Below are 24,367 nucleotides of genomic sequence, written 5' to 3' on the forward strand. Positions count from 1 at the left end.
CAAACAAGATTGCAGGGCTTCGAGAGCGTTGCCGGCCTGCACAGTGGATCGACAAGTAAAGTCTGCTGTATGCGAACGCCAAGGCGCCGGTTATCGCCGGACGACCGTCGCGCCGAGCTGCTCGCGTTGGGCGCGGAAGTCTTCGGTCAACGGCCCTATGACGAGGTCCGCATCGACGAGATCGCGGAACGTGCGGGCGTCTCGCGGGCCTTGATGTACCACTACTTCCCGGACAAGCGGGCATTCTTCGCGGCAGTCGTCAAGGGGCAGGCCGACCGGCTTTTCGAGACCACGAATACGTTTCCGACCCCTGGTCAGAACCTCTTCGAGGAGGTCCGAGATGGCGTGTTGGCATATATGCAATACCACCAGGAGCACCCGCACGCGGCCTGGGCGGCCTACGTCGGAATCGGTCGCTCCGACCCGGTCCTGCTCGGCATCGACGACGAGGCCAAAGACCGCCAGATGGAACACATCATGGGCCGCATCCTCGAGGTCGACGGGTCCGGAAGCCAAATCGACGACGAGGTCGAACGCGACCTGCACATCGTGATCCACGGTTGGTTGGCGCTGACCTTCGAGGTCTGCCGGCAACGCATCATCCACCCGGAGACCGACGCGGGCCAGCTCAGCGATTCCTGCGCTCACTCGCTGCTCGACGCGATCATCCGGGTGAAGAACATTCCCGAGGCGTTAGCCAAGGCGGTCGCGCCCGACCAACGCTGACCGGCCCGAACGCACTGTGTCGTACCCCGTTGTCATGATGACTGGGTGACCCCTGTGCCTGACAATCCCTTGGCGGCGCTGGGGCTTTTCAGCGTCGTCACCCGCGACTGGTTCGCCGGTACGTTCGCCGCACCGACGCCCGCGCAGGCCGCTGCGTGGTCGGCGATTGCCGACGGCCACCACACCCTGGTTATCGCCCCGACCGGTTCGGGCAAGACGCTGGCCGCCTTCTTATGGGCGATCGACGCGCTGGCCGGTGCGCCGCGCCGCGAACGTAATCCCGGCACGCGGGTGCTCTACATCTCGCCGCTCAAGGCGCTGGCTGTCGACGTCGAGCGCAACCTGCGCACGCCGCTGGCCGGGATGGCGCGCGTCGCCGCACAACAAGGTCTGCCCGCGCCGGAGATCACCGTCGGCCTGCGATCCGGCGACACGCCGCCGGCCCAGCGTCGGCAACTGGTCAGCAACCCGCCCGACGTGTTGATCACCACGCCCGAGTCGCTGTTTTTGATGCTGACCTCGGCGGCCCGGCAGACTCTGGCCGGGGTACAGACTGTGATCGTCGACGAGGTGCACGCCATCGCCGGTACCAAACGCGGTGCGCACCTGGCCCTGTCGCTGGAGCGGCTCGACGACATGCTGCCCAGGCCGGCGCAGCGGATCGGGTTGTCGGCGACCGTGCGCCCACCCGAAGAGGTGGCCCGCTTCTTGTCGGGATCCTCCCCCACGACGATCGTCTGCCCGCCGACGGAGAAGACGTTCGAGTTGTCGGTGCAGGTCCCGGTCCCCGACATGGCCAACCTGGAGAACGGCAGCATCTGGCCGGACGTCGAGGCGCAACTGGTCGACCTGGTCGAGACCCACAATTCGACGATCGTGTTCGCGAATTCGCGACGGCTGGCCGAACGATTGACCGCCCGGCTCAACGAAATTCACGCCGAGCGCACCAGCGCGGCCGAGCCCGGCGCGGCGGGTCGCCACCCAGCCGCGCCATTGGCCCGAGCTCACCACGGCTCGGTCAGCAGGGAACAGCGCGCCATCGTCGAAGAGGACCTGAAATCGGGGCGACTCAAGGCGGTGGTGGCAACCTCGAGTCTGGAACTCGGCATCGACATGGGCGCCGTCGACCTCGTCGTACAGGTGGAGGCACCGCCGTCGGTGGCCAGCGGCCTGCAGCGCATCGGCCGCGCCGGACACCAGGTCGGCGAGATCTCACAAGGGGTGCTGTTCCCCAAGCACCGCACCGATGTGATCGGGTGCGCGGTGACGGTACAGCGCATGCTCAGCGGCCAGATCGAGACGACGCGGGTGCCCACCAACCCGCTCGACATCTTGGCCCAGCACACCGTGGCCGCGTCGGCGTTGGAGCCGCTAGACGTCGACCGCTGGTTCGACACCGTCCGGCGCAGCGCGCCGTTTGCGGCGCTGCCGCACAGCGCATTCGAAGCGACACTGGACCTGCTGTCCGGTAAGTACCCGTCGACGGAGTTCGCCGAATTGCGGCCACGTCTGGTGTACGACCGCGACAACGGCACCGTGACGGCCCGGCCGGGCGCGCAGCGGCTCGCGGTGACCTCCGGCGGCGCCATCCCGGACCGCGGCCTGTTCACCGTTTACCTGGCCACCGACTCCGAAAGTCCTTCTCGGGTAGGCGAACTCGACGAAGAGATGGTCTACGAGTCGCGGCCGGGCGATGTCATCGCGTTGGGCGCCACCAGTTGGCGAATCACCGAGATCACCCACGACCGGGTACTGGTGATCCCGGCGCCGGGCGAGCCGGCCCGGCTGCCGTTCTGGCGCGGCGACGATTCCGGGCGCCCCGCCGAACTCGGTCGCGCGGTCGGTGCATTCACCGGCGAGCTGGCCGCCCTGCATCGAGGCCCGTTCGAAAGCCGTTGCGCAGATCTCGGATTCAACTCCTATGCCACCGAGAACCTGTGGCGCCTGCTGGACGACCAGCGCACCGCCACGAACGTGGTGCCCACCGACGTCACGCTGCTGGTCGAGCGGTTCCGCGACGAGCTGGGCGACTGGCGGGTGATCCTGCACTCCCCCTACGGATTACGGGTGCACGGCCCGCTGGCGCTGGCGGTGAGCCGGCGGCTGCGCGACCGCTACGGCATCGACGAGAAGCCCACCGCCTCCGACGACGGCATCGTCGTGCGGCTGCCCGACACAGTCTCCGAATCGGGGCTCGAGGCACCCCCGGGTGCCGAGCTGTTCGTCTTCGACGCCGACGAGATCGACCCGATCGTCACCGCCGAGGTCGGGGGTTCAGCGTTGTTCGCCTCGCGGTTCCGGGAGTGCGCGGCGCGTGCGCTGCTGCTGCCGCGGCGGCACCCGGGCAAGCGGTCCCCGCTGTGGCATCAGCGCCAGCGGGCGGCTCAGCTGCTCGACGTGGCCCGCAAGTATCCGGATTTCCCGATCGTGCTGGAGACGGTCCGCGAGTGCCTGCAGGACGTGTACGACGTGCCGACGCTGACCGGGCTGATGGGCGACATCGCCGCCCGCAGGATCCGCGTCGTCGAGACCGAGACCGCGACGCCGTCGCCGTTCGCGACCTCGTTGCTGTTCGGCTACGTCGGGGCGTTCATGTACGAGGGCGACAGCCCGCTGGCCGAGCGTCGCGCGGCGGCGCTGGCACTGGACCCCACGCTGCTGGCCGAGTTGCTGGGCCGGGTCGAGCTGCGCGAGTTGCTCGACCCCGACGTCGTCGCCGGCACCGGCCGGCAGCTGCAGCATCTGACGCCGGACCGGGCAGCCCGCGACGCCGAGGCGGTCGCCGACCTGTTGCGGCTGCTCGGCCCGTTGACCGCCGAGGAGGTGGCCGCCCGCGCCGGCGGCGCCGATGTCGGCGGCTGGCTGGAAGCGCTGTACGCCGCCAAGCGCGCGCTACCGGTGTCGTTCGCCGGAAGCAGTTGGTGGGTGCCGATCGAGGACATCGGCCGACTGCGCGACGGGGTCGGGGTCGCGGTGCCGGTCGGGGTGCCGGCCAGCTTCACCGAAGCGGTCGCCGACCCCCTGGGTGAACTGCTGAGCCGATATGCACGCACCCGTGCGCCGTTCACCACCGCCGACGTCGCGGGCCGATTCGGGCTGGGGCTGCGCGTCGCGGCCGACGTGCTCGCCCGGCTGGCAGCCGACGGCAAGCTGGTTCGCGGCGAGTTCTCCACCGACGCGGCAGGCGATGAATGGTGCGACGCCGAGGTGCTGCGGATTCTGCGGCGTCGATCGCTGGCGGCGCTGCGGGCGCAGGTGGAGCCGGTCAGCACCAGCGCCTATGCGAGGTTCCTGCCAGCCTGGCATGGCGTCGGTCCCGGCTCGCCACCCAATTCCGGGCTGGACGGCCTGCTAGCCGTCATCGATCAACTCGCCGGTGTCCCCCTGCCGGCGTCGGCGATCGAATCACTGGTGCTGGCGCCGCGGGTCCGCGACTATTCCCCCGCTCTGCTCGACGAGCTGCTGGCCTCCGGGGAGGTGCTGTGGTCGGGTGCGGGATCGATCTCCGGCAGCGACGGCTGGGTCGCGTTCCACTGCGCCGACACCGCGCCGCTGACGCTGGCCGCAGCTTCGCAGATCGAGTACACCGCGGCCCACCGCGCGATCCTGGACACGCTCGCCGGTGGTGGCGCCTTCTTCTTCCGGCAGCTGGCGCAACACGGCATCGGCGAGACCGAGCTCAAAGCCGCGCTGTGGGAGCTGATTTGGTCCGGGTCGGTCACTGGCGACACATTCGCGCCGGTGCGCGCGCTGTTGTCCGGGACACCGGGCCGCAAACGTTCCGCACCCGCACACCGCCCGGGCCGTGCCAAGCGCCCGCCGCGGCTGAGTCGCTTTCAGGTGGCAAACCCGCAGGCGCGGGCCGCCGATCCGACCGTCGGCGGCCGCTGGTCCGCGCTGCCGGCACCCGAGCCGGATTCCACCACTCGTGGCCACCACCAGGCGGAGCTGCTGTTGAGCCGGCACGGTGTGCTGACCAAGGGTGCGGTCGCCGCCGAGGGAGTGCCCGGCGGCTTTGCCATGCTTTACAAGGTTCTGACGGCATTCGAGGACTCCGGCCGATGCCAGCGCGGCTACTTCGTGGAGTCGCTCGGCGGCGCTCAGTTCGCGGTGTCATCAACCGTCGACCGGTTGCGCAGTTACCTCGACGGCGTCGATCCGCAGCGACCGGAATACCGTGCGGTGGTGCTGGCCGCCGCCGACCCGGCCAACCCCTATGGCGCCGCACTGCCCTGGCCGTCGCGCTCGACCGAGGACAGCGCCGCCCGGCCGGGCCGCAAGGCCGGTGCGCTCGTCGTCCTGGTCGACGGTGAACTGGTGTATTTCCTGGAGCGCGGCGGGAAGTCGATATTGAGCTTCGCCGACCACACCGCGGAGGCCAACCACGCCGCGGCGGTCGCACTCGCCGATTTGGTCGCGGCCGGGCAGGTCAACTCGATCCTGATCGAGCGCATCAACGGCGCATCGGTGCTGGCGTCGGAGGTAGCTGCGCCGGTGGCCACGGCCTTGACCGACGCCGGGTTCTCCCGCACGCCGCGCGGGCTGCGACTGCGATAACCCATGCCTGAGGGTGACACCGTCTATCGCGCCGCGGAGAAACTGCGGACCGCGTTGGTCGGTCACACCCTGACCCGCTGCGATGTGCGGGTTCCTCGCTACGCCACCGTCGACCTGACCGGCCAGGTCGTCGACGAGGTACGCAGCCGTGGCAAGCACCTGTTCATCCGAGTCGGACCCGCCAGCATCCATTCGCATTTGAAGATGGACGGCGCCTGGCGGATCACATCGAAAGGCCGACGAGTCGACCACCGGGTTCGAATCATCCTGGAAGTCAGTGACATTCGGGCAATCGGCATCGATCTGGGCATCTTGCAGATCCTGCAGCGCGATCACGACGACGACGTCGTCGACCACTTGGGACCCGACCTGCTCGGCGAGGATTGGGACGCGCAGGTAGCCGCGGCCAATCTGACCGCAGACCCGGATCGGCCGATCGCCGAGGCGCTGCTCGACCAGCGCCTGCTGGCCGGTATCGGCAACGTCTTCTGTAACGAACTGTGTTTCCTCAGCGGGCACCTGCCCACGGCGCCCGTCAGCGCCATCGCCGACCCGCACCGTCTGGTAGTCCGCGCGCGTGACATGTTGTGGGTCAATCGTTTACGGAAAAATCGCCGCACCACCGGCGACACCCGACCCGGTCGGCAGGTGTGGGTGTATGGGCGTCGCGGGCAGGCTTGCCGTCGCTGTGGCACACCGATCAACTATGACGACAGCGGCGAACGGATAGCGTATTGGTGCCCTGGCTGCCAACGCTAAATGCCCGGCACCCCACCGACGGTCGGTGCGCCGAGAAGGTTCACCCGAAAAGGTTCACCCAGTGTTGACGGCTGCCTCCGACATAGATGACGCGCGACGCATACCGTGGAAGCAACGCCGGGATCGATGTTGCAGATGACGTGACTTGGGTCGCACGCCGTCAGATGAGATGAGCTTGATCACAAAAACCGCTAGGTAGCGCCAAAAATGGCTACCCAAACGTTGAACTTTGTGCCCGGTACTTTCTCAAGGACGGACGACATGAAAACACTGCAAGACTTCGTCAGCGCACGCTTCGCTGATCTGACCGCCGCCACCGGTCGGACCGACTGGGCGCGTCAGGCGCGCAGCGCGGTCACCTCGGCGGCCTCGTCGGTACGGCTGACGCCCGCTCCGGCGCCCGTCGCGTCGGCGCGGCCCGGCCACGTCCTGGTCGGTCACGACCTGTCGCTGATCAGCCCCGGCGTCGAGCGCTGCTAGCGACAGGAACCCAACCGTCGCGCACTGACGAACCGGCGCCGGGCTCCGGTCAGCGGATCCTCGAACTCGATGCGCTGAGCCAGCAGCTGCAGCGGCGTGCAGAAATCATCGGCGGCGACGTCGATCACCTCTGGATAAAGCGGGTCGCCATAGATCGGTGTGCCCAGCGCGGCCATCTGCACCCGAAGCTGGTGAGTCCGACCGGTCCGCGGTGTGAGCCGGTACAGCCCATCGACCGACAACAGCTCCACCAGGGTCTGCGCGTTCGGTTCGCCCGGTTCGACGACGGCTTGTAACTGGCCGCGGCGCTTGACGATTCGACTTTGCAGTTCACGCGGAAAAGCCAGGTCCGGGTCCGTCGCGGCGCGGGCCAGATACGTCTTGTGGACCGCACCTCGGGCGAACAGCGTCTGATAAGCACCGCGAACCTCGCGGCGAGTCGTGAACAGCAACACCCCGGCGGTCAGCCGATCCAGCCGGTGAGCCGGGCTGAGCTCGGGTAATCCCAATTCCCGGCGCAACCGCACCAGTGCGGTCTGCGCGACGTGGCGCCCGCGCGGCATGGTGGCCAAAAAGTGCGGCTTGTCGACAACCACGATGTTCTCGTCCCGGTACAGCACCGGGATGTCGAAGGGCACCACGACCTCGTCGCGCAGTTCGCGGTAGAGGTAGACGACCGCACCGGCCGGCAACACGGTGGCGGGATCCAGCACCGCGCCATGCTGGTCGACCACTTCGCCGACGGCTGCTTTGGCAGCGACTTCAGGGCCGAACCTGCTGGTCAGCTCCTCGCCCAGCGGCCCGCCGCGCACCCGCAGCCGCGCCGGTCCCAGTCCGTCGCGGGGCGGCAGCGGTGGCGGCCTCAATTCAGGGGCACCGGCTCGAGGATCTCGGCGCGGGCCTCCGGAGCACTGGCCCGCAGTGCGTCGGCGGACGCGTCGTCGGGCTGGGTCTGCGACAGCACCTCGGCCTCGACCCGCGCGGTGTACATCTGGACCTCGCAGTCGACGTCGGCTGCGGTCCAGCCCAGGATGGGCGCGACGATGTCGGCCACCTCGCGGGCGCAGTCGACGCCACGGTGGGCGTACTCGATGGCGATGCGGGTACGGCGCGCCAGGATGTCTTCCATGTGCAGCGCGCCCTCGGCAGCCACGGCATAGGCCGCCTCGACCCGCAGGTAACCGGGGGCGGCGGCGATCGGGGCGAGCAGGTCGCGGCGGTCGGCGGCCAGCGCCAAGACTTCGTTGATCAGCGAGCCGTAACGGTCCAGCAGATGACGCACCCGGTACGGGTGCAGCCCCTCCAGCGCGCCGACGTGCTCGGTCTGGTTGATCAGCGCGAAGTAGCCATCGGCGCCCAGCAGCGGCACCTTCTCGGTGATCGACGGCGCGACCCTGGCCGGAATATATTGCGCCGCAGCGTCAATCGCGTCGGCGCCCATCACGCGGTAGGTGGTGTACTTGCCGCCGGCGATGGCGACCAGACCCGGTGCCGGCACCGCGACCGCATGCTCGCGGGACAGCTTGGAGGTCTCCTCGCTCTCCCCCGCCAGCAGTGGCCGCAAGCCCGCGTACACGCCGTCGATATCGTTGTGGCTCAACGGATTAGCCAGCACGGTGTTGACGGTGCCGAGGATGTAGTCGATGTCGGCCTTGGTGGCGGCCGGGTGGGCGAGGTCCAGATTCCAGTCGGTGTCGGTGGTTCCGATGATCCAGTGGTTTCCCCACGGGATCACGAACATCACCGACTTCTCGGTGCGCAGGATGATCGCGACGTCGCTGACGATCCGGTCCCGCGGGACGACGATGTGCACGCCCTTGGAAGCGCGCACCTGAAATCGCCCGCGCTGCTTGGACAATGCCTGAATCTCGTCGGTCCAGACCCCGGTCGCATTGACCACCACGTGGCCGCGCACCTCGGTCACCGCGCCGTCCTCGGAATCGCGGACCCGCACGCCGGTGACCCGGTCGCCTTCGCGCAGCAACGACACCACCTGAGTCGACGACCGCACCACGGCACCGTAGTGGGCGGCCGTCCGCACGACAGTCAGCGTGTGCCGGGCGTCGTCGACGACGGTGTCGTAGTAGCGGATACCGCCGATCAACGCACTGCGCTTCAGGCCCGGCGTCAACCGCAAAGCGCCGGCCCGAGTCAAATGCTTTTGCGCGGGAACAGATTTCGCGCCGCCGAGTTGGTCGTAGAGCATGATGCCAGACGCCACATACGGGCGCTCCCACCAGCGCTTGGTCAACGGGTAGAGGAACGGCAACGGCTTGACCAGGTGCGGCGCCAGGGTGGTCAGGGACAATTCGCGCTCGAACAGCGCCTCACGCACCAAACCGATTTCCAGTTGCTCGAGATACCGCAGCCCACCGTGAAACATCTTCGACGACCGACTCGACGTGCCGGAGGCGAAGTCACGGGCTTCCACCAAGGCCACTTTCAGCCCGCGGGTTGCAGCATCCAGGGCGGATCCCGATCCCACCACGCCGCCGCCGATCACCACGACGTCGAACTGCTCGCTGCCGAGGCGCTGCCACGCGGAGGCGCGTTGTTCGGGGCCCAAAAAGCTCGCCGGGACGCGATTCGGGTCGCTCACGACACAAGTCTCCTGTCGGTTACTCACCAGTAGGTCGCTGGCCCCCAGGCTACCTGACCTGGTCTAACTGCCACGGGTCAGTCCAGGTCGTCGTGCGCCATCAGCCGCCGTGCCGCCTCGGTGATCGAACCCGACAGCGACGGGTAGACGCTCAGCGTCTGGGCCAGATGGTTCACGGTGAGCCGGGTCTGCACAGCCATCGCGATCGGCAGGATCAGCTCCGAGGCGATCGGTGCCACCACCACGCCGCCGATCACCACCCCGCTGGCCTGCCGACAGAAGATCTTGACGAATCCGTGCCGTAGCCCGGACATCTTGGCCCGCGCATTGGTCCGCAGCGGCAGCATGATGGTTCGAGCCTGCACCGACCCGTCGTCGATGGCCGATTGCGGAACTCCTACCGCCGCCAACTCGGGCCGGGTGAACACCGCGGCGGCGACCGTGCGTAGCCGGATCGGCGTGACGGCCTCGCCGAGCGCGTGCCACATCGCGATCCTGCCCTGCATCGCGGCGACCGAGGCCAGCGGCAGCAGGCCGGTGCAGTCGCCGGCGGCGTAGATGTTGGACACCGACGTGCGGGAGACGCGGTCGACGGTCAGGTAGTTGCCACCCCCGAGTTCGATGCCGACCCGCTCCAGGCCCAGGTTGCCGGTGTTGGGCACCGAGCCGATCGTCATCAGCGCGTGGCTGCCCTCGACCGTGCGGCCGTCGGCCAGAGTCACCAGCACGCCGGTATCGGTGCGGGTCACCGAGTCGGCGCGGGCATTCTTGACGAGCTTGACGCCGCGCTCGGCGAAGATCCGCTCCAGCACCGCGGCCGCGTCGGCGTCCTCGTAGGGCAGGATCTGGTCGCGGCTGGCCACCACCGTCACATCGACGCCCAATTCGGTGTAGGCGTGCACGAATTCGGCACCGGTAACACCGGAGCCGACCACGATCAGGTGTTCGGGCAGCGCGTCCAGGTCGTAGAGCTGACGCCAGGTCAGGATGCGCTCACCGTCGGGCCGCGCGGTCGGTAGCTCGCGGGGGCTGGCACCGGTCGCGATCAGCACCACGTCGGCGTGATGGGTACTGGTGCTGCCGTCCGGGGCGGTCGCCTTGACCAGATGAGTAGCCAGACCCAGCGCGGTATCGACGAACTCCCCGTGCCCGGCGATCACCTCGACGCCCGCGCTGAGCAGCTGCGTTTTGACGTCGGCGGACTGGTCGGCGGCCAGCCGCTTGACGCGCTGATGGATCTCGGGCAGCGAGATCTTGGCGGCTTCGATGTCGATGTCGAAGCCCAGATGTGGCCCGCGGCGCAGTTCGGTGCGCACGCCAGTCGATGCGATGAAGGTTTTCGACGGCACACAGTCGAAGAGCACCGCCGCGCCGCCGATTCCGTCCGAGTCGATGACGGTGACGTGGGCGTTGCGTGCCGCCGCGACCAATGCGGCCTCGTAACCGGCCGGTCCTCCCCCGATGATCACGATGCGGCTCGCCACGTCACATAACCTAGTCCGGCTCCGGCGACGATGCAGCCGCGGCGGCCGGGCAGGAGCGGGACCATGACACCGCGAACATTGCGGATATGCCCCGCGCCAGCAGCCGCCGTTTAAGATTCCTCCGTGCCGCTTTACGCCGCCTACGGCTCGAACATGCATCCCGAGCAGATGCAGCAGCGTGCACCCCATTCACCGATGGCCGGAACCGGCTGGCTGCACGGATGGCGACTGACCTTCGGCGGCGAGGACATCGGCTGGGATGGCGCCCTGGCCACCGTCGTCGAGGATCCCGGCTCGAAGGTCTTCGTCGTGCTCTACGACATGACCTCAGCCGACGAGAACAACCTGGACCGCTGGGAAGGCTCTGAGCTGGGCATCCACAAGAAAATCCGCTGCCGGGTGGAACGCCTGTCGTCGGACACGACCACCGATCCGGTGCTGGCCTGGCTGTATGTGGTGGACGCCTGGGAAGGTGGGTTACCGTCGGCGCGCTACATCGGCGTGATGGCCGACGCCGCCGAAATTGCCGGTGCACCAAGTGAATACGTGCACAAAATTCGCACTTGCCCGGCTCGTAACGTCGGCCCGGGAACCTAGACCGCTCTCCGCGGGAATGCGTGTTTGGCATTGTGCGCACGCTCGCACGGGACAAAGTCAGCCCAGCACGGCGGACTGCTCGACGATGTTGACCATCAACCGCACGCCGATTCCCAAAGCGCGCTCGTCGAGGTCGAAGTCCGGCTGGTGCAGGTCCGATTGCGGGCCGTGACCCGACCACACGCCGAGGCGGGCCATCGCGCCCGGCACTTCCTCCAGATACCAGGAGAAGTCCTCGCCGCCGCCGGATTGTTTGGTGTCGGCCAGGGCATCGGGCCCGATCGCCTCGATGGCGTGGGTGAGGATGCGGGTCGACACCTCCTCGTTGACCACCGGTGGAACGCCGCGGTTGTACTGCAGGGTGTGCTCGATGCCCAGCGGCGCCAACAACGCCGCCACCGTCTCGCGGACGACGTCTTCCATGCCCAACCAGGTCTCGCGGCTGGCGGTGCGGACCGTGCCGGACAGCGTGCCGCTCTGCGGAATCGCATTGGCCACCACGCCGGCATTGACTGCGCCCCACACCATCACGGTGCTGTTGCGCGGATCGATGCGGCGGGACAGCACGCCGGGCAGCCCGGTGATCAGCGTGCCCAGCCCGTAGACCAGGTCGCCGGTCAGGTGCGGCCGCGAGGTGTGCCCGCCCGGCGACGTCAAGCTGATGTGGATCATGTCGGCGGCCGAGGTGATCGGGCCTGCCTTCACCGCGATCTTGCCGACCTCCAGCCGGGGGTCGCAATGCAGCGCAAAGATCCGGCTGACGCCCGACATCGCACCCGCGGTAATCGTGTCGATCGCCCCGCCCGGCATCAGCTCCTCGGCGGGCTGAAAGATCAACCGGACCCCGACCGGCAACTCCGGCGCACCGGCCAGAGCCAGCGCGGTCCCCAGCAGGATCGCGGTGTGCCCGTCGTGGCCGCAGGCATGCGCGGCATTGGGCATCGTCGAGGTGTACGGAGCTCCGGTCCGCTCGGCCATCGGCAGCGCGTCCATGTCGGCTCGTAGTGCGACGCGCGGCTCCCCATCGGGGCCGAGATCGCACGTCAGGCCGGTGCCACCGGGCAGCACCTTCGGGTTGAGCCCGGCCGCGGCCAGCCGCTCGGCGACGAACTGCGTGGTGACGAACTCCTGACGACCCAACTCCGGGTAGCGGTGGATGTGTCGGCGCCAGCCGACGAGGTCATCGTCGTGCGCGGCCAGCCAGGAAGCGGCGATGTGGCGCAGGCTCATGACGCCGCCCGCTGCGCGTGTGCGGCCAGCACCCGGTCGCGTTGTTCCGGCGCTTCGGCGAGCTGAACAACTGTGCGCGCCAAGATGATTGCGCCATCGACGACCGCCCTGTCGGCGGACGGCCCGGCGGCGGCCGCGGTGAAGTCGGGCTGATGCAACGACGCACCGCCGGCGTCGACGGCGACCATCGGGTGGATGCCGGGCATCAGCTGGGTGACGTTGCCCATGTCGGTGCTGCCCAGCGGGACCGCCGCCTCGTATTCCTTCGCAAGAGGCGAGCGACCGAGCCGGACCATCTCGGCGCGGACAGTCTCGGCCAGCCAGGGGTCGGGCTTGAGCGCGTCGTACATCGGCTCGGTGTGCTCGATGTGAAAGTCGCAGCCGGTAGCCACCGCGCCGGCCAAAAAGCAGTCGCCCACTTTGGCTTCCAGGTCAGCCAGCGACGACGCGTCGGTCGCCCGCATCGTGTACTGCAACTCGGTGTGCGCGGGGATGACGTTGGCGACCTGCCCGCCTTGGGAGACGATGCCGTGCATCTGCTGCCCGGGTGCCAACTGCTGGCGCAGCAACCCGATCGCCACCTGTGCGACGGTGACCGCGTCGGCGGCGTTGACACCCAGGAACGGCGCGGCCGATGCGTGAGATTCCTTGCCGCGGTAGACCACCCGGATCGCAGACAGGGTCAGCGAGCGGGCGGCCGCGATATCCACCGGGCCCGGGTGCACCATCACCGACACCGCCAGATCGTCGAACACCCCGGCGTGCAGCAGCAACACTTTTCCGCCACCGAATTCTTCGGCGGGAGTGCCGAGCAACGACACCCGAAGACCCAGCTCGTCGGCGACATCGGCCAGTGCCAATGCCGCGCCGACCGCCGACGCGGCAATGATGTTGTGGCCGCACGCATGACCGATGCCGGGCAGCGCGTCGTACTCGGCGCAGATGCCGACGGTCAGCGGACCGCTGCCGAAGTCGGCACGAAACGCGGTGTCCAAACCGCCCGCCGCCGCGGTGACCTCGAAACCGCGCTCGGCCACCAAGGTTTGCGCTTTCGCGCAACTGCGGTGCTCGGCAAACGCCAACTCCGGCTCGGCGTGAATCGCGTGCGACAACTCGACGAGGTCGCCGCTGCGGCGCCGCACCGTGTCGTCGACGCGATCCGGCGCCGGGGTTGAAACCATCGTCGCAGTATCTCACCGCCCGTCGCCGGCGGTCACAACGACTAGTTCCGGTCGGCCGCCACGACGGACGGCTCCCACCGCGGCGAGCGGCCGAGATGAGCCAGGATGCGGTCGAGACCACCGGTCTGCTCGGACGACGTGATCGCCGGGCCGAACGGCGCGTCGTCGACCGTCGGGCACGGAAAACGCCTGGTTTGTCGATGGGGGCTACATCGTTCTCAACGCTTTGGATCGCTCGCCGATCCGTACTCGAGCGGCACTGGCCGAGGCGATCGGCGCCGACAAGACGCGAGCGACCGTGACGTCTTGCTGCGCGTGCTGGACCAGCTCAGCCGACGGGGTGCCGATTAGGCTCCGTCTGTGCACGCAGACACCGCAGCGCAGTTCATCACCGACAAGTTCGGCGTCGGCGAACACGACGTGGCGATCGTGCTGGGTTCCGGCTGGGCGCCGGCCGTGGCCGCACTGGGCCAGCCGATGGCGATCCTGCCGATGGCCGACGTGCCCGGATTCACCCCGCCGTCGGCGGCCGGCCACACCGGCCAGGTGCTCTCGGTGGCCATCGGTGGGCACCGCGTGCTGGTGCTAGCCGGGCGGGTGCACGCCTACGAAGGCCACGACCTGCAGCACGTCGTGCATCCGGTGCGCACCGCGTGCGCGGCGGGTGCACGCGTCGTCGTGCTCACCAACGCCGCCGGCGCGGTATGCGAAGACCTCGCCGTCGGCGAGCCGGTGTTGATCAGCGACCACCTGAACCTGACCGCGCGGTCACCGTTGGCCGGAGCCCAATTCGTCGACATGGTCGACGCGTACGCCCTGCGACTGCGGGCGCTGGCCCGCGAGGTCGACCCGGGGCTGGCCGAAGGCGTGTACGCCGGACTGCCCGGCCCGCATTTCGAGACGCCTGCCGAGATCCGGATGTTGCGCTCGCTCGGGGCCGACCTGGTCGGCATGTCCACCGTGCACGAAACGATCGCGGCGCGGGCCGCCGGCGCCGAGGTACTCGGCGTCTCGCTGGTCACCAACATGGCCGCCGGGATCACCGGCGAGCCGCTGAGTCACGTCGAGGTGCTCGAGACCGGTGCCGCCTCGGCGGCCCGGCTGGGTTCGCTGCTGGCCGACCTGGTCGCACGGCTGTAGCGGGTAGGCGTGACACGCGCCGGCGACGATAGCAGGGCAGTGCGACCCGGAAAGGCAGGAGGAGCGGCGCCATGACACCGCAAGACTGGATAGCGCACGACCCCGACCCGGTGACGGCAGCCGAACTCGCCCGCTGCGATCGGGCCGAGCTGGCGAAACGGTTTTCCGGTCCGCTGACCTTCGGCACCGCGGGTCTGCGTGGGCCGGTGCGCGGCGGCCCGGATGCGATGAACCTCGCGGTGGTGATCCGCGCAACCTGGGCGGTGGCGCAAGTTCTCGACGGCCGCGGGCTGGCCGGCTCGAGCGTGATCGTGGGCCGCGACGCCCGGCACGGGTCAGCCACCTTTGCCGCAGCGACCGCCGAAGTGCTTGCCGCCGCTGGATTTTCAGTGACCATGCTGCCATCGCCGGCGCCCACACCGGTGCTGGCATTTGCGGTGCGCCACACCGGCGCAGCGGCCGGCATCCAGATCACCGCGTCGCACAATCCACCCGCCGACAATGGCTACAAGGTGTACCTGGACGGTGGAATCCAGATCGTCTCCCCCACCGACCGCGAGATCGAAACGGCCATTGCCGCAGCACCATTCGCCGACGAAATAGCCAGGACACCGGTGCAGCCCGTCGGCTCCACGCTGGTCGAGCAGTACATCGACCGGGCCGCCGGCGTACGACGCTCGAGCTCGGGCCCGATTCGCGTGGCGCTGACGGCTCTGCACGGTGTCGGCGGCAACGTGGCTGTCGAAACACTGGGCCGCGCCGGCTTCACCGACGTGCACACGGTCACCAGCCAGCTCGCCCCAGACCCCGACTTTCCCACCGTCAGCTTCCCCAATCCCGAAGAGCCGGGTGCCACCGACGCACTGCTCACCCTTGCCGCCGAGGTCGACGCCGGCGTCGCCATTGCGCTCGATCCCGACGCGGACCGGTGCGCCGTCGGCGTACCCACACCGGCCGGCTGGCGGATGCTTTCCGGTGACGAAACCGGTTGGTTACTAGGCGATTACATCTTGTCGCAGACCCAGACCGCCCACCGCGTGGTGGCCAGCACAGTGGTGTCGTCGCGGATGCTGGCGGCGATCGCCGCGCACTGGGGTGCACAACACGTCGAGACCCTGACCGGTTTCAAATGGCTGGCCCGAGCCGATGCCGACCTGCCCGGCAGCACGCTGGTGTACGCCTACGAGGAAGCCATCGGGCACTGCGTCGACCCCGCTGCGGTGCGGGACAAGGACGGCATCAGCGCCGCGGTGTTGTTCTGCGATCTGGTCGCAACGCTCAGGCAATCGCAGCGCTCGGTGCTCGACGCGCTCGATGATTTGGCTCGGCGCTTTGGGGTGCACAGCGGCGCTGCCGTGCCACGTCAGATCTCCGACGCCCACGAGGCCGCGGCGCTGATGCGCCGACTGCGGGCCAAGCCGCCGGGCACCATCGCCGGTTTCGACACGGCCACAACGGATTTGCTGCCCAGAACCGACGCGTTGATTTTCACCGGCGGTGACACCGGCACGACGGCCCGAGTCGTCGTCCGACCGTCGGGGACCGAGCCGAAGGTCAAGTTCTACATCGAGGTCCGCTCCGGCGACCGAGCCCGCGCCGACGCGCTGCGCGACGAGCTAGCCGAAGCTGTCCGACGTTGGTAGGTCAGCGCGGTCCGAACTGCCGATCGCCGGCGTCACCGAGACCGGGCACGATGTACGCTTTGTCGTTGAGGCCGTCATCGATGGCGGCAGTGAACAGGCGTGCCTGCGGCACCGTTTTCTCTAGTGCCGCAATACCTTCCGGGGCCGCGACGACACACACCACAGTGACGTCGACCGCGCCCCGGCTTTGCAACAAGCCGACGGCATGCGTCATCGAGCCGCCGGTGGCCAGCATCGGGTCGAGCACGATCACCGGCCGGCCGCGCAGGTCGTCCGGCAGTGACTCCAAATACTGTGTGGGCAGCCCGGTTTCCTCGTCGCGGGCGACGCCGACGAACCCCACCGACGCTTCCGGCAGCAACACTTGGGCCTGATCGACCATGCCCAGCCCGGCTCGCAGCACTGCCACCAACAACGGCGGCCTGGCCAGCCGCGCACCGGTAGTCTCGGCCAACGGGGTACGCACGGTGACGCTTTCGTGCGGCACGTCGCGGGTCGCCTCGTAGACCAGCATCAGCGACAGCTCACCCAACGCGGCGCGGAATCCGGCGTTGTCGACGGTCTCGTCGCGCAGCGTGGTCAGCCGCACCGCGGCCAACGGATGGTCAACGACACGCACGTCCACGCGACAAGACTCTAGCCCGCCGACGATGCAGTGGGGGCACCTCCCAGCCGCGCAGCGGCGAGGGGGACGCTCAGGCGCCGAAGAAGTTGAAGATGTCGAACCCGTAGCCGACTAGGTCGATCAGCGGCTGCCCGGAGATCAGCGGCGAGCCGTTCAAAATGGCGTCCGGGCCCAGCGACGGAACGCTAGCCGTCGCGTCGGTCCACGCGGTGAGCAGCGACGCGTCCAGCTGGTTGGTCAGGTGGTAGCCCGACATCAGCGAGTCGACGAACGACGCCGGCAGCGGCAACTGACCGGCATCGGCCAGCAGGGCGTTGATCGGGCCGATCACCGTCTGCGCCGCGGCATATTCCATGCCGGCCAGCATCTGCAGCGGATCCATCTTGGGGATGAAACCGTCGACACCGGAGGCCACCAGCTGACCCGTCGCGTCGACCGTCCAGGGACCGGCAGCGCCGATCGGGTCGACACCGTTGACGTCGATGCCGGCGCCCGGATCACCGGGGTTGCCGTAACCCCAGTCGTCGAACAACGTCGCGAACGGGGCGAAGGAATCGTAGAAGAACTGCCCGGCAGGCCCGCCGTCGTACATGAACGCCAGGGTCGGCAGCGGCGCGGGAATGTCGTAGAAGGTGGTGTTCCCGATGCTGCCGAGATCGATCATGTTGGTGGTGTCCAAGTTCACGCCGGGGGTCGGGTCCGGGTAATAGGGGTGCACCGTCTCGATACCGATCAGGGCGTTGAGGTCGGCGAACAGGTTAGAGGGGTCTTCGGGAAAGTCGGCGTAGCCGTCGTACTCACCGGTGTAGATGTCGGTCGCGATCCCGGTGGTCGGGGTGTCTGCCAAACTCAGCGGGATGTCGAGGAACGGCACCTGTTGGGGCTCCGGGCTCAGGCTGAATTGCCCGACGCCGTCGGGGAATGGGAAGCGGTCCAGGATGCCGCCGATCGGGCTGTTGGGGTCGCCGAGCAGCGTGACGCTCAGGTCGTGCAGGTTCACGCCGGCCGGCGTGTGGTTGAGCAGGTCGTTCATCTCGATGGTGGCGATGGTGGCGCTCTGCGAGTAGCCCAACACCGCGACATCATTTCCGGCTTGCAGTGCCGGGACGATCGTGCTGTTCAGATCGCCGATTCCGGCGTTCAGCGACTCGCCGAAACCCAAATCCGGCTCGGTGGAACTGCACACGATCGGGCAAAACTGCTCCGGTGTGGTCAGGGCCTGGAAGGTGTAGCCGCTGTCCTGGCTGAGGTACAGCGATTCGACTGAGCTGAGGTAATCGGCGTCCGGGGTGGGATCTCCGGTGCCGCCCATGATCCAGCCCTCGTCGGCGAGCAGCCTGGCTTCGGCGATCAGCGCTGTCACCTCAGACGGGAAGGCCCACAGTCCGATCGACATCGCACCCGTGACGGCGGCGCAGCCGATCGCCAAAGCACGCAAACCCGGTACTGCCATCCCGTCCTCCCCGGTGATGGCAGACATCATGCGCCGATCGGGCGCCGGTCATCGCGCAATCCGCAACTTTGTCGCCGCGCGCTTCCCCGCTCGACACGCGGACGCGTGGACCAAGGAGTGCGAGCGGGACTCCTATACTGCGGGCATGCGGCGCCGAGGATGGCGATATGACAAACCACATCGGGCGGTCAGCCTATTCGGCGTACTGGCGGTCTCCACGGTGTTGATGTCGTGGCCGTCGGCTCATCACGGCCCCGAATCCGCTCCGGTGGACTTCAGAGCGGCCGCGGTTCCGACCCCTGCGCACGTCGTCGTGGTGGTCGAAGAGAACCGCTCGCAAACCAACATCATCGGTAACAAGGCAGCGCCCTATATCAACCAGTTGGCGGCAAACGGTGCCATGATGGCGCAGTCCTTCGCCGAAGCGCACCCCAGCGAACCGAACTACTACGCGTTGTTCGCCGGCAACACATTGGTCAACGACAACGTCTGCCCGGTCAATGCGGGCAACACGCCCAATCTCGGCTCGCAATTGCTTGGCGCCGGTTACACCTTTGTGGGCTACGCGGAGAGCCTGCCCGCGCCGGGGTCGCAGGACTGCCGGGCGGGCAAATACGCCCGCAAGCACGTGCCCTGGGCCAGCTTCACCAATATCCCCGCTACGCGGTCGCTGCCGCTTACGGCGTTCCCGGCTCCGGCGAATTACGCCAGCCTGCCGACCGTCTCGATGGTCATCCCCAACCTCGACAACGACATGCACGACGGTTCGATCGCACAGGGCGACCAGTGGCTCTATCAGAACCTGTCGCAGTACGCGTCCTGGGCACGAGCCAACGACAGTCTGCTGATCCTGACCTGGGACGAGGACGACAACACGTCCCGCAATCAGATACCGACGGTGATCTACGGCGCCGGCGTCCGCCCCGGCACCTACGACCAGCCGATCAGCCACTACAACGTGCTGTCCACCCTCGAGCAGATGTACGGGCTGTCCAAGCTCGGCTACGCGACCAGAGCGCCCGCGATCACCGGCATCTGGGGTGCCTGACCCCGGCGCTGTTCGCGATCGTCGCTATTGTGTGCCGCATGGCTGCTGACCTCGTGCCAATCCGTTTGAGCCTGACCGACGGCGACCGCTACACCGTATGGGCGCCCCGCTGGCGCGACGCCGGTGACGAGTGGGAGGCGTTCCTCGGTAAGGACGAAGAGCTGTACACCTTCGAGGCCCCGGCCGACCTGGTCGCGTTTGTGCGCACCAACACCGACAACGACCTCGTCGACCACCCGGCGTGGCAGGGGCTGACCGAGGCGAATGCCCACAAGTTGGAGCCCGCCGACGACAAGCATTTCGACCTGGTTGCGGTCGAAGACGTGGTCTCGGAAAAGCCGACCGAGGAGTCGGTGGCCACGCTGGCCAACGCGTTGACGATCGTCTCGTCGATCGGATCGGTGTGCGAACTCCCGGCGGTGATGAAGTTCTTCAACGGCAACCCGACGCTGGGCACCCTCAGCGGCGGCATCGACCACTTCACCGGCAAGGCCGGACTCAAGCGCTGGCACGCCATCGCCGACATCGTCGGGCGCAGTTGGGATGACGTGCTCGGCGCCGTCGACAAGATCGTCAGCATTCCGGACGTGGACAGTAAGGTGTCGGAGGCCGCCGCGGCCGAGTTGGCCGAACCGGTCGAAGAGGAAGAGCTCGAGCCAGAGGCCTCCGACGGAGAATCAGAGCCCGAGGCCGTTGCCGACGAGGCCGCCGCCGTCGAACGGGCAGCCGGCGACGAGGTGGTGCTCGGCGGTGACCAAGACTTCTGGTCGAAGGTCGGCATCGACCCGATCACGATCATGATCGGTACCAGCACCTTCTACACCTTGCGCTGCTACTTCGACGATCGCCCAATCTTTTTGGGCCGCAACGGTAGAATCAGTGTGTTCAGCTCGGAGCGCGCGCTGGCCCGCTACCTGGCCGACGAGCACGACCACGACCTGTCCGACCTGAGCACCTATGACGACATCCGCACGGCGGCCAATGACGGCTCGTTGCACGTCGACATCACCGACGACAACGTCTATGTGCTGAGCGGGCTGGCCGACGACTTCGCCGCCGGCCCGGACGCGGTCGACCACGAGCAGCTCGATCTGGCCGTCGAGTTCCTGCGCGATCTCGGGGTTTACTCCGAAGACAGCACGGTGGACAAGGCGCTCGGGATCGATGAGCCGTTGGGCAAACTGGTCGCCTACGCGCTGGACCCCGACTCGACGGGCAAGCCCACCGCCCCTTACGCCGCAGCGGTGCGGGGCTGGGAAGACCTGGTGCGGTTCGCCGAGTCGCGGCTGCGGCGCGAATAGCGCCGCACGCCTGCGACGATTTTCGGTACCGGCGTCGCGGCTGCGGCGCGAATAGCGTTGACTAGGCCGGGAAGTTCACGTCTTTGGTGACGGCTTTCCACTCCTCGATCGACGCCGACGTCGCGGCGATCTTGTCCCGCATCGCCTTGAGCACGTCGCGACCCAGCAGCAGCCGCAGCGGGGGCTCGTCGAGCTTGGTCACCATCAGCACCGCCTCGGCCACCCGGCGCGGGTCGCCCGGCAGGTGGTCGGCGAACTGCTTGATCAGATCCTTACGCGCTGCCACGTCTTCGTAGTCGGCGATCGGGGTGGCCGACTCTTTCATCGATCGCGAGGCCCAGTCCGTGCGGAACGCACCCGGCTCGATCGCGGTGACCTTGATACCCAGCGGGCGGACCTCGGTGGCCAGCGCCTCGGTGACCGCCTCCAGAGCGAATTTCGTCGACGAGTAATAGGCGTTGGGCGGATTGGCCACCAAGCCGGTCATCGACGAAATGTTGACGATATGCCCCGACCGGCGGGCGCGCATCGCAGGCAGCACCGCCTTAATCATGTCGACCGAGCCGAAGTAGTTGACGTCGAACAACTTTCGGACCTCGAGATCCTCGCCTTCCTCGACTGCGGACAGGTAGCCATGCCCGGCGTTGTTGACCAGCACGTCGATGCCGCCGATCGCCTGCTCGGCCGCCGACACCGCGGCGGCGATCTGACCGGCATCGGTCACGTCGAGGGCCACCACCACGGCCCGGTCGCCGAACTCGTCGGCGAAGTCCCGCACCGCCTCGACCCGCCGCGCCGTCACCATCACGCTGTTGCCGTCCTGCAAAGCGGCAAGCGCAATTTCACGGCCAAAGCCGGTGGAGCAGCCGGTGATCAACCAGCGCGCCATCTCAGGCCGTCCCTTCCGGCAGGCGCCGCAGGTACGCCTGACGCCGGTCGGCCAGTTGACTCGCCCGCTCCTGGGTGCTCATCCGCGGCAGATGCGGCACTTCATCATCGAGCCGGTCCAGCTTGATCACTCGCCCTCGGGCGCCGAGATCCGCACGCGGCCCGTCCTTCCCGAACTCCGCCATCCGCAGCGTCAGGATGCCTTCGGTCAACCCGTCGGCGTCGATCCAGTTCGCCACGCCCGGGTCGACGGGTGAGATCACGTAGCTGTAGCTGCCGTCGTCGTTGGGATGAGACTGCGCCTTGTTGAGGCTGCCGGTGCGATCGACCAGCTCCAGTGTGGTGCCCCAGATGTTGCTCAGCGGAACGGTGAAATATTCGGCACCGCCATCGCTGACATCGACGACGAACGCTTCATCCTCTCCCAAGTCGAACCGGCCCATAACATAAACCTGATTGCGCATTGCGCCGGCCTTGTCGGCGGACCAGGCCAGGTTGAAATGATTGGGCGGCATCTTGTACACGCCGTGACTGAGCTTTCCGGTGAAGTTCGCGAAATACGCCATCATCGACGCGGTCGCCTCGGCCTGCTCATCTAAGGTACGTGCGTGCGCTCCGCTCGGTCCACCGAGTCGTTGTATCTCATAGTGATTCGGGTCATCGCGGGACCAGTCCAGCAGCACATCGCGGATGTAGAACTCGTGCGCGGCGGCGGTGCTGCGCACATGGTTGGGCCGCCCGTCGGCGGGATCGGCATCGACGGTGATGGTGAAGCTGCCGTCGGAATCCACCTGCATGGTGCGGCCATTGAGCACGTCGACGGTGCCCATCTGCGCGTCCCACAGCGTGAAGTAGTTCTCGGTCATGCGGTGCTTGCCGACCCGTCCGTGAATTTCGTACCGCTCGTCGCCGGAGATCGGAATGACTCGATACACGCTGTCGGGATTGTCTATGCCCCAACGTGATCCAGGTATGCGATGGCCATCCACCGGGTGCGCCAGCCGGGTGATGCAACTAACCTTGGGCCGCAACTTGTCCTGATTGGACGACCACACCGCTGCCGAGAACATCACCTCGGCGAACGCGTCGTCGAACCGCTCACGCATCGCCGGTGACGCCTTGGCCCGGCCCAGCCAGGTTTCGGCGACGGTGCGATAGGCCGCTTTGACGGTCGGATGCTCGATCAGCTCGAGCGCGGCCAATTCTTGTTCGTGTTGAGCTGCCGTGGCGACCGGGTCGTCGTGCATGACTCTCCTCACTTCCCGATGTACTGTTCGAAATGCTTGTGGTACAACGCAAACCGTTCATCGACGTCCTCCGGCCGCAGGCCGTAGTCGTCCAGGGTGTAGGCCGGGCGTGCCGCCTCGCGGGGACGCTCCCGCAGCCAGCGCCGCATCGCCGACTCCGCCTCGCCGGTCAGCGGCAGGTCGATGGCGTCGTAGACACGGGCCACTTGCCCGATCGGGTCGTCGACCGCATCGTCGAAGCCGATGTCGGTGACCCGGGTCGCACATTCTTTTTCGGAGGTCCAGTGGTTGCGCACCGCGATCGCGCGGTCATTCGTCCAGCCCATCCGCTGCAGCCACTGAGCGCCGACTCGATGCGCATCGACGCGGTCGGCATGCATCGCGTGCAGGGTGGCGTTGAGGCTGGCACCCGAGGCGATGGTGGCGCACGGGTCGCGGTGCATGTGGACGACGTGCAGGCCGCCGAACCGGTCCCGCAGGGCGTCCAGATAACCGAGGTGAGCCGGTGACTTGAGCACCCAGCGCATCGCAGACTCGCCACGTCGGCGTTTCTGCCACTGCAGAAACTGCAGCATCCGGTGCAGGTAGTCGTAGGCGGGCGTGAAGTCCTGCCCGTCGAGCCAGGCTCGGTAATTCGGCAGGTGGGCGCCGGACTCCGGCACATGCGACAGGAACGCATCGGCCAGGAACACGATCTCCTCCTCCGCCTCGCGCGCGTACATCGGATGGATGACGAACAAATCCGGGGCCAGTTCGCGCGACTTCGCCTCGCGCGCTTCGCTGATCGCGATGCGCGGGTCATCCTTGCCGCACCGCTGGTCGAGGCGCGGCGCCACCTCGACGACCTCCCAGCCGTAGGCACAGTGAAAGCGCGGGTCCGCGGCCAACAGTCGCTGCAGCAGCGTGGTGCCGCTGCGCATCATCCCCACAACGACCACCGGATCGTCGATCCGCTCCTGGAGAATCTCGGGATGGCGACGGATCCACTCTTGGGCGCGCAGTCGCATCCGCAGGCTGTGCACGATGCCCGAGCGCAGGATGTGCCCGCCGACCACAGTCAGCTCGGCGGCCGCGTAATCGTCCAGCAGCACACCCAACGGCGGCTCGAATTCCCCGGGCCCCCAGTCGGTCAAGGCCTCTTTGCGGATAGCGTCGGCCTGCACACCGGCCAGGTCGAAGGACTGTGTCACGCGATCAGAACTTCAAGTGCTGGCTGACATCACCGACCTGGTCGACGAACATGGTCCGGCTGTCGAACCACCACACGCCGTCCAGTCGGTGAAAGGTGTCCTTGTAGTGCCCGGTGACGATCACCTGCAGCGGCAGCGTGTCGGTGGCCTGCGTGACGCAGTAGTACGACCTGCTGGCCGCGCTGCCGTCGGCTTCGTCGATCTCCAACTGCACGTTGC

19 protein-coding genes and 2 pseudogenes are annotated in these 24,367 nt (G+C 67.7%); 10 read left to right on the forward strand and 11 right to left on the reverse strand.

Annotated features, from left to right (window positions below; all coding sequences use genetic code 11):
- Window positions 1–69: 69 nt before the first annotated feature.
- From ABDV69_RS10120 to ABDV69_RS10135, 4 genes are all read left to right on the forward strand, one after another.
- On the forward strand, window positions 70–726 hold the full coding sequence (locus ABDV69_RS10120) for a TetR/AcrR family transcriptional regulator (protein WP_343573775.1): 657 nt from the start codon (window positions 70–72) through the stop codon (window positions 724–726).
- A gap of 54 nt (window positions 727–780) precedes the next feature.
- On the forward strand, window positions 781–5,283 hold the full coding sequence (locus tag ABDV69_RS10125; RefSeq protein ID WP_343573816.1) for an ATP-dependent helicase: 4,503 nt from the start codon (window positions 781–783) through the stop codon (window positions 5,281–5,283).
- A gap of 3 nt (window positions 5,284–5,286) precedes the next feature.
- Window positions 5,287–6,042, forward strand: a complete 756-nt coding sequence (gene nei2, locus ABDV69_RS10130; protein ID WP_343573776.1) for an endonuclease VIII Nei2 — start codon at window positions 5,287–5,289, stop codon at window positions 6,040–6,042.
- 261 nt (window positions 6,043–6,303) lie between these two features.
- Window positions 6,304–6,522, forward strand: a complete 219-nt coding sequence (locus ABDV69_RS10135; RefSeq protein WP_343573777.1) for a hypothetical protein — start codon at window positions 6,304–6,306, stop codon at window positions 6,520–6,522.
- Here the strand turns inward: ABDV69_RS10135 and ABDV69_RS10140 are convergent.
- The 3 genes from ABDV69_RS10140 to ABDV69_RS10150 form a co-directional block, all read right to left on the reverse strand.
- Window positions 6,519–7,388 carry a pseudouridine synthase gene (locus ABDV69_RS10140; protein ID WP_343573778.1) on the reverse strand — a complete coding sequence of 290 codons (870 nt, stop codon included), beginning with the start codon at window positions 7,386–7,388 and terminating at the stop codon, window positions 6,519–6,521. The two genes, ABDV69_RS10135 and ABDV69_RS10140, sit on opposite strands and share 4 nt — an antisense overlap.
- A complete protein-coding gene (locus ABDV69_RS10145) occupies window positions 7,385–9,121 on the reverse strand; it encodes a glycerol-3-phosphate dehydrogenase/oxidase (RefSeq protein WP_343573779.1) in 1,737 nt (578 codons plus the stop codon). The genes ABDV69_RS10140 and ABDV69_RS10145 overlap by 4 nt, the downstream gene beginning before the upstream one ends.
- Before the next feature lie 77 nt (window positions 9,122–9,198).
- Window positions 9,199–10,605 (reverse strand): NAD(P)H-quinone dehydrogenase, encoded by a 1,407-nt coding sequence (locus tag ABDV69_RS10150; protein ID WP_343573781.1) that lies wholly within the window; start codon window positions 10,603–10,605, stop codon window positions 9,199–9,201.
- 123 nt (window positions 10,606–10,728) lie between these two features.
- On the opposite strand from ABDV69_RS10150, the gene ABDV69_RS10155 reads away from it, so the two are divergent.
- Window positions 10,729–11,202 (forward strand): gamma-glutamylcyclotransferase, encoded by a 474-nt coding sequence (locus ABDV69_RS10155; RefSeq protein WP_343573783.1) that lies wholly within the window; start codon window positions 10,729–10,731, stop codon window positions 11,200–11,202.
- 57 nt (window positions 11,203–11,259) lie between these two features.
- On the opposite strand, the gene ABDV69_RS10160 is transcribed toward ABDV69_RS10155, so the two are convergent.
- Both ABDV69_RS10160 and ABDV69_RS10165 read right to left on the reverse strand, forming a co-directional pair.
- A complete protein-coding gene (locus ABDV69_RS10160) occupies window positions 11,260–12,432 on the reverse strand; it encodes a M20 family metallopeptidase (RefSeq protein ID WP_343573784.1) in 1,173 nt (390 codons plus the stop codon).
- Window positions 12,429–13,613 (reverse strand): M20 family metallopeptidase, encoded by a 1,185-nt coding sequence (locus ABDV69_RS10165; RefSeq protein WP_343573786.1) that lies wholly within the window; start codon window positions 13,611–13,613, stop codon window positions 12,429–12,431. The genes ABDV69_RS10160 and ABDV69_RS10165 overlap by 4 nt, the downstream gene beginning before the upstream one ends.
- A 205-nt stretch (window positions 13,614–13,818) precedes the next feature.
- On the opposite strand from ABDV69_RS10165, the pseudogene ABDV69_RS10170 reads away from it, so the two are divergent.
- From ABDV69_RS10170 to ABDV69_RS10180, 3 genes and pseudogenes are all read left to right on the forward strand, one after another.
- Window positions 13,819–13,905: pseudogene (locus ABDV69_RS10170) on the forward strand (MarR family transcriptional regulator); the annotation flags it as partial.
- A 68-nt stretch (window positions 13,906–13,973) separates the two neighbouring features.
- Window positions 13,974–14,753 (forward strand): purine-nucleoside phosphorylase, encoded by a 780-nt coding sequence (locus tag ABDV69_RS10175; RefSeq protein ID WP_343573788.1) that lies wholly within the window; start codon window positions 13,974–13,976, stop codon window positions 14,751–14,753.
- Window positions 14,754–14,824: 71 nt separating this feature from the next.
- Complete coding sequence (locus ABDV69_RS10180) at window positions 14,825–16,396, forward strand: phospho-sugar mutase (RefSeq protein ID WP_343573790.1); 1,572 nt, start codon at window positions 14,825–14,827, stop codon at window positions 16,394–16,396.
- Between the two features lies 1 nt (window position 16,397).
- Here ABDV69_RS10180 and upp read toward each other — a convergent pair whose 3' ends face one another.
- Both upp and ABDV69_RS10190 read right to left on the reverse strand, forming a co-directional pair.
- Complete coding sequence (gene upp / locus ABDV69_RS10185; protein ID WP_343573792.1) at window positions 16,398–17,021, reverse strand: uracil phosphoribosyltransferase; 624 nt, start codon at window positions 17,019–17,021, stop codon at window positions 16,398–16,400.
- Window positions 17,022–17,091: 70 nt separating this feature from the next.
- Window positions 17,092–18,474: a PE-PPE domain-containing protein gene (locus tag ABDV69_RS10190; RefSeq protein WP_343573795.1), complete on the reverse strand. Its 1,383-nt coding sequence runs from the start codon at window positions 18,472–18,474 to the stop codon at window positions 17,092–17,094.
- A 226-nt stretch (window positions 18,475–18,700) separates the two neighbouring features.
- Here ABDV69_RS10190 and ABDV69_RS10195 point away from each other — a divergent pair, with 226 nt between their 5' ends.
- Entirely contained in the window at window positions 18,701–19,522 is an 822-nt protein-coding gene (locus tag ABDV69_RS10195) for an alkaline phosphatase family protein (RefSeq protein ID WP_343573819.1), read from the forward strand.
- A 38-nt stretch (window positions 19,523–19,560) separates the two neighbouring features.
- Window positions 19,561–20,823 carry a primosomal protein gene (locus ABDV69_RS10200; protein ID WP_343573798.1) on the forward strand — a complete coding sequence of 421 codons (1,263 nt, stop codon included), beginning with the start codon at window positions 19,561–19,563 and terminating at the stop codon, window positions 20,821–20,823.
- Window positions 20,824–20,884: 61 nt separating this feature from the next.
- Here the strand turns inward: ABDV69_RS10200 and ABDV69_RS10205 are convergent, their stop codons facing one another.
- The 4 genes and pseudogenes from ABDV69_RS10205 to ABDV69_RS10220 form a co-directional block, all read right to left on the reverse strand.
- Window positions 20,885–21,712 (reverse strand): oxidoreductase, encoded by an 828-nt coding sequence (locus tag ABDV69_RS10205; protein ID WP_343573801.1) that lies wholly within the window; start codon window positions 21,710–21,712, stop codon window positions 20,885–20,887.
- A 1-nt stretch (window position 21,713) separates the two neighbouring features.
- The gene (locus ABDV69_RS10210) at window positions 21,714–22,958 is read right to left on the reverse strand and encodes a hypothetical protein (protein WP_343573804.1); all 1,245 of its coding nucleotides are present in this window, start codon (window positions 22,956–22,958) and stop codon (window positions 21,714–21,716) included.
- Window positions 22,959–22,966: 8 nt separating this feature from the next.
- Window positions 22,967–24,148, reverse strand: coding sequence for a sulfotransferase (locus tag ABDV69_RS10215; protein WP_343573806.1), 1,182 nt, complete (start codon window positions 24,146–24,148; stop codon window positions 22,967–22,969).
- 4 nt (window positions 24,149–24,152) lie between these two features.
- Window positions 24,153–24,367, reverse strand: a pseudogene (locus ABDV69_RS10220) (nuclear transport factor 2 family protein); the annotation flags it as partial.

The sequence above is a fragment of the Mycobacterium sp. genome (genome assembly GCF_039583785.1).
Classification (GTDB): domain Bacteria; phylum Actinomycetota; class Actinomycetes; order Mycobacteriales; family Mycobacteriaceae; genus Mycobacterium.

What these genes read in the sequence shown, in the direction of transcription:
- ABDV69_RS10120 (WP_343573775.1), top strand. Translation starts at nt 70, where the DNA reads ATGCGAACGCCAAGGCGCCGGTTATCGCCGGACGACCGTCGCGCCGAG.
- nei2 (WP_343573776.1), top strand. Translation starts at nt 5,287, where the DNA reads ATGCCTGAGGGTGACACCGTCTATCGCGCCGCGGAGAAACTGCGGACC.
- ABDV69_RS10135 (WP_343573777.1), top strand. Translation starts at nt 6,304, where the DNA reads ATGAAAACACTGCAAGACTTCGTCAGCGCACGCTTCGCTGATCTGACC.
- ABDV69_RS10160 (WP_343573784.1), bottom strand. Translation starts at nt 12,432, where the DNA reads ATGAGCCTGCGCCACATCGCCGCTTCCTGGCTGGCCGCGCACGACGAT.
- ABDV69_RS10165 (WP_343573786.1), bottom strand. Translation starts at nt 13,613, where the DNA reads ATGGTTTCAACCCCGGCGCCGGATCGCGTCGACGACACGGTGCGGCGC.
- ABDV69_RS10180 (WP_343573790.1), top strand. Translation starts at nt 14,825, where the DNA reads ATGACACCGCAAGACTGGATAGCGCACGACCCCGACCCGGTGACGGCA.
- ABDV69_RS10190 (WP_343573795.1), bottom strand. Translation starts at nt 18,474, where the DNA reads ATGGCAGTACCGGGTTTGCGTGCTTTGGCGATCGGCTGCGCCGCCGTC.
- ABDV69_RS10195 (WP_343573819.1), top strand. Translation starts at nt 18,701, where the DNA reads ATGTCGTGGCCGTCGGCTCATCACGGCCCCGAATCCGCTCCGGTGGAC.
- ABDV69_RS10200 (WP_343573798.1), top strand. Translation starts at nt 19,561, where the DNA reads ATGGCTGCTGACCTCGTGCCAATCCGTTTGAGCCTGACCGACGGCGAC.
- ABDV69_RS10205 (WP_343573801.1), bottom strand. Translation starts at nt 21,712, where the DNA reads ATGGCGCGCTGGTTGATCACCGGCTGCTCCACCGGCTTTGGCCGTGAA.
- ABDV69_RS10210 (WP_343573804.1), bottom strand. Translation starts at nt 22,958, where the DNA reads ATGCACGACGACCCGGTCGCCACGGCAGCTCAACACGAACAAGAATTG.